Genomic DNA, 3648 nt, shown 5'->3' with positions numbered 1-3648 from the left:
GACGTGCGCTCCGATGTAGCCGGCGCCGCCGGTGACAAGCCAGGTCATGCCTTCAGGCTAGTCGCGCGGGCGCGCCGGAACACGTCGGTAGCCGTCGCGCACCGTCGCCACGAGCGTCGCGATCACCGCGACGGCGGATGAGGCGCCCAGGAGGATCAGAAGAGTCGTCGTCATGGCAGAAAATCTACGGATTGCAAAGAACTGCCGCGAGTGGCACGATTGCCATAGTTCATCGAAATCCCGCCAGGAGGCATCGTGCTCAAGAAAGTGGTCCTGCTCGCCATTCCTGGCGTCGCGCCCTTCGAATTCGGAGTCATCTGCGAGATCTTCGGGATCGACCGCAGCGACAGCGGCGCCCCCGCCTTCGACTTCACCATCGCCACCGCCGACCCGGGGCCCGTCCGCACGAGCCTCGGCTTCGAGATGGTCATCCGCGACGACCTGTCCGTCGCCGCCGACGCGGACCTCGTCGCCGTCACCGCTCAGGCGATCGGCGACATCGACGAGCGGTACCTCGACGTCATCCGCAGCGCGGAGGCCCGCGGCGCATGGGTGCTCAGCGTCTGCAGCGGAGCATTCGTTCTCGCGCAGGCCGGGGTGCTCGAAGGCCGTCGCGCGACAACCCACTGGATGTACGCCGACCGCCTGGCCCGCGAGAATCCCGGCACCGATGTCAACCCCGAAGTCCTGTTCATCGACGACCGGAAAGTGGTCACCGGGGCGGGCACCGCGGCCGGAATCGACGCCGCCCTCCACGTCGTGCGAGTCGAGCACGGCGCCGCCGCCACCAACGTGATCGCGCGCCGCATGGTCGTGCCGCCTCAGCGCGACGGCGGGCAATCGCAGTACATCCCCACCCCCGTCGCCGAGTGCCAGGACGACTCACTCGCCGACGTGATCGAGTGGATGCTCGAGAACCTCGCCGAAGACCTCACGATCGAGCAGCTCTCCCGACGTGCGCTCATGTCGACGCGCACGTTCGCACGGCGCTTCCGAGCCGAGGTCGGCGCGACCCCCGCGGCCTGGCTCAACACGCAGCGCATCCTCCGCGCACGGCAGCTGCTGGAAGAGAGCGATCTCGGCCTCGAGCAGATCTCCCACTTGGTCGGATTCGGCACCGCCGCGGTCATGCGCCACCACTTCCTGAAGTCGCTGCAGACCACGCCGACGAGCTACCGCCGCGCCTTCGGCGAGCGCGCGGCCGGCTGACGGGCGCCCGCTCGGCTCCCCCCGTGGAACCGCGTCCGTGGGTCAGCCCGCCGATGCGGTCCCGCCGTCAACGGCCTCGAAGAAGCGCCCGAGCGACGCGATCACGTCGTCGCGGTCGACGCGTTTCGTCTCGAACCAGTACGCGTCCTCCCCGACCTGGACGACCGTACGGCACGTCGAGTCGACGCAGGAGATCCGCGCGTGCTCAGCACCCTCCACCTCGACCGCGCTGACAGAGCCCGTTCTCGGCCACACCTCGGCGGCGCCGTGCGCCGACCATGCGCCCCCGGGCAGCGCCTTGGCGCTCACGACGACCCGCGAGTCCTCATCCAAGGTCGTTCCGCCGGTGAGGCACCACGCGGCGTCGAGCTCCCGCCACAGCGCGAAGCCGTGCGCGCCGCCCGCATCGCTCCCGTAGGTCACGAGTTCCTCGTCGAAGGCCGCCTGGAGCTGCTCCCCGACCTCACCATCGACGCACAGCAGCGGCCCGATCTCGTCCTCCGAGGGGACCCAGGGGTTCGTCGCCGACTCAGCACCTCGAAGCCCGCGTTCCACAGAATCGAGCACCGCCTGCATGCGTGTATTCAGTTCGGCGTTGTCGACCGCGCCCGCGACCGAGAATCCTGCCTCGACCCAGGCACCGCGGACGTGCATCCCGCCGAAGCAGCCGGGGAGGCCGCCGTAACCCGTGCAGGAGAACACCGAGGCGTCGCCCGCCGTGTCGATCACCGTCGACCCGTTGTCGTACCGGAACAAGGAATCCGGATCGGCGGCCGCCCCGGGAAGCACGGCCACGCTGAGGGGATGCGTCGTGGCGACCGCCGTTGCCGACGACGTCAGCCCCCACACGCAGTCGAGGCCACCCGCCGACAGCAGAGCCGCCGAGGTCCAGTCCCACGGTTCGCTGTCGGCCACGAGCGCCGCCTGCTCCCCGAGCGCCGTGACGGCCACGTCCGGTGGAACAAGCTCGTCGCACACGACGTCGAAGACCGGGGTCGGCCGCAGAAGCGCCGCCTCGACCGGTTCCGGACTCGGCTCGACCACCGAAGTCGACGTCGCAGTCGGACTCGGCACCGGCGCGGCACTCGAGTCGCCCGCGGCCACCAGAGCCACGGCGATGACCGAGCCCGCCGCGAGCACCGCCAGCCCGCCGACGATCAGCAGGATCCGAGCGGGCGTCAGGATGGCAGCACCACGGGCCTGGGTGACCGCGTCGGACCCGCCCTCGTTCTCCGCGCGCCCCGGCCCGGAGGCCGGCGAGCCCGAGCTCCGGTCACCGCGGACCAGTGATGAGTCATCGACCATGGGTCGAGACTATCCGAGCCTTGCTCATACTGCCACGACCGGGATCACGGGTGAGGCGCGATCGCCGCACGCGGACATCGTCCGCCGGCGACGAACCCCGCTATCGTGGGCGCGTCCACCTCCGAGGGAGAGCTGCTCATGCCCCACATCGTTGTCGTCGGCGGAGGCATGCTCGGCACCATCTCCGCCCTGCTCGCGGCGCGACGCGGTTGGGAGGTCACGCTCGTCGAAGCTGAGCCCTCGCTCTGGAGCCGCGCGAGTCGCGCGAACGAAGGCAAGGTCCACCTCGGCCCGGTGTTCGCGCTCGGAGGCCTCGCCACGGCCGAGGTGATGCTTCGCGGAGCCTTCTCCTTCGCCTCCACGGTCGATGAGGCGGTCGGTCGCCGGCTGAACTGGGCCGAGCTCGTCACCGACTGCTTCAACTACCTGGTGATGCCGGACAGCCTCTGCCCGCCGAAGGAGCTCGCCCAGCGCTACGCGGAGATCCAATCGCGGTTGGACGCGCTGCGGGCGGAGATCGGACACGACTACCTCGGCAGCGACATCGAGCGCGTCATCGCGTTCACTCCGCACACCCACGAACCGTCCGGATTTCCCGCCTTCCGTTCCGAGGAACGCGCCGTCGATCCGGTGGCGCTCGGCGGCATCATCGTGCGCGCCATCGCATCCTCGAGCATTCGCGTGCTCACCGACACGACCGCGACTCTGCTCGAGTCGTCGGAACTCGCACACGTCCACGTCACCTCGCGCGACGGCGCGAGATCGACGTTGACCGCCGACCTCGTCGTCAACGCCGCATGGGAGCAGCAGCAGCTGCTGCTCCCCGCCGAACACGCGGTGACGCGCAACTATCGACTCAAGGCGGCGACGATCGTGAACGGATACCGCGCCCCGCGCCCGCTCACTCTCGTGCAGGGCCCCTATGGCGACGTCGTGCCGTACGCCGATCGCACCTTCGCCTCGTGGTACCCCGTCGGTCGCCTCTCCCACGAGCACGGGCTCCTGCCGAGCGACGCGACGATGGCGCGACTGCGTGACGTCGCGGCCGACACCGCGCTCGGTCGCGCACAGCTCGCCGCGTTGCGCAGACTGCACGTCCTCGAGGCCGATCTCGAGCCATCCGAGGTGATCGGA

Annotated in this window: 3 protein-coding genes; 2 read left to right on the top strand and 1 reads right to left on the bottom strand. The window is 69.9% G+C overall.

Going from position 1 to position 3648, the window contains the following annotated elements; all coding sequences use genetic code 11:
• Window positions 1-255: 255 nt before the first annotated feature.
• The gene (locus tag B3S45_RS12045) at window positions 256-1209 is read left to right on the top strand and encodes a GlxA family transcriptional regulator (protein WP_286720855.1); all 954 of its coding nucleotides are present in this window, start codon (window positions 256-258) and stop codon (window positions 1207-1209) included.
• A 42-nt stretch (window positions 1210-1251) separates the two neighbouring features.
• Here B3S45_RS12045 and B3S45_RS12040 read toward each other — a convergent pair whose 3' ends face one another.
• Complete coding sequence (locus tag B3S45_RS12040; RefSeq protein ID WP_286720854.1) at window positions 1252-2514, bottom strand: hypothetical protein; 1263 nt, start codon at window positions 2512-2514, stop codon at window positions 1252-1254.
• 138 nt (window positions 2515-2652) lie between these two features.
• Between B3S45_RS12040 and B3S45_RS12035 the strand changes: the two genes are divergently transcribed.
• On the top strand, window positions 2653-3648 hold a 996-nt coding region (locus tag B3S45_RS12035), incomplete at its 3' end, for an FAD-dependent oxidoreductase (protein WP_286720852.1).

The sequence above is a fragment of the Microbacterium sp. UBA1612 genome (genome assembly GCF_002321605.1).
Classification (GTDB): domain Bacteria; phylum Actinomycetota; class Actinomycetes; order Actinomycetales; family Microbacteriaceae; genus Microbacterium; species Microbacterium luteum.
This window is presented reverse-complemented; position numbering and strand designations above follow the sequence as displayed.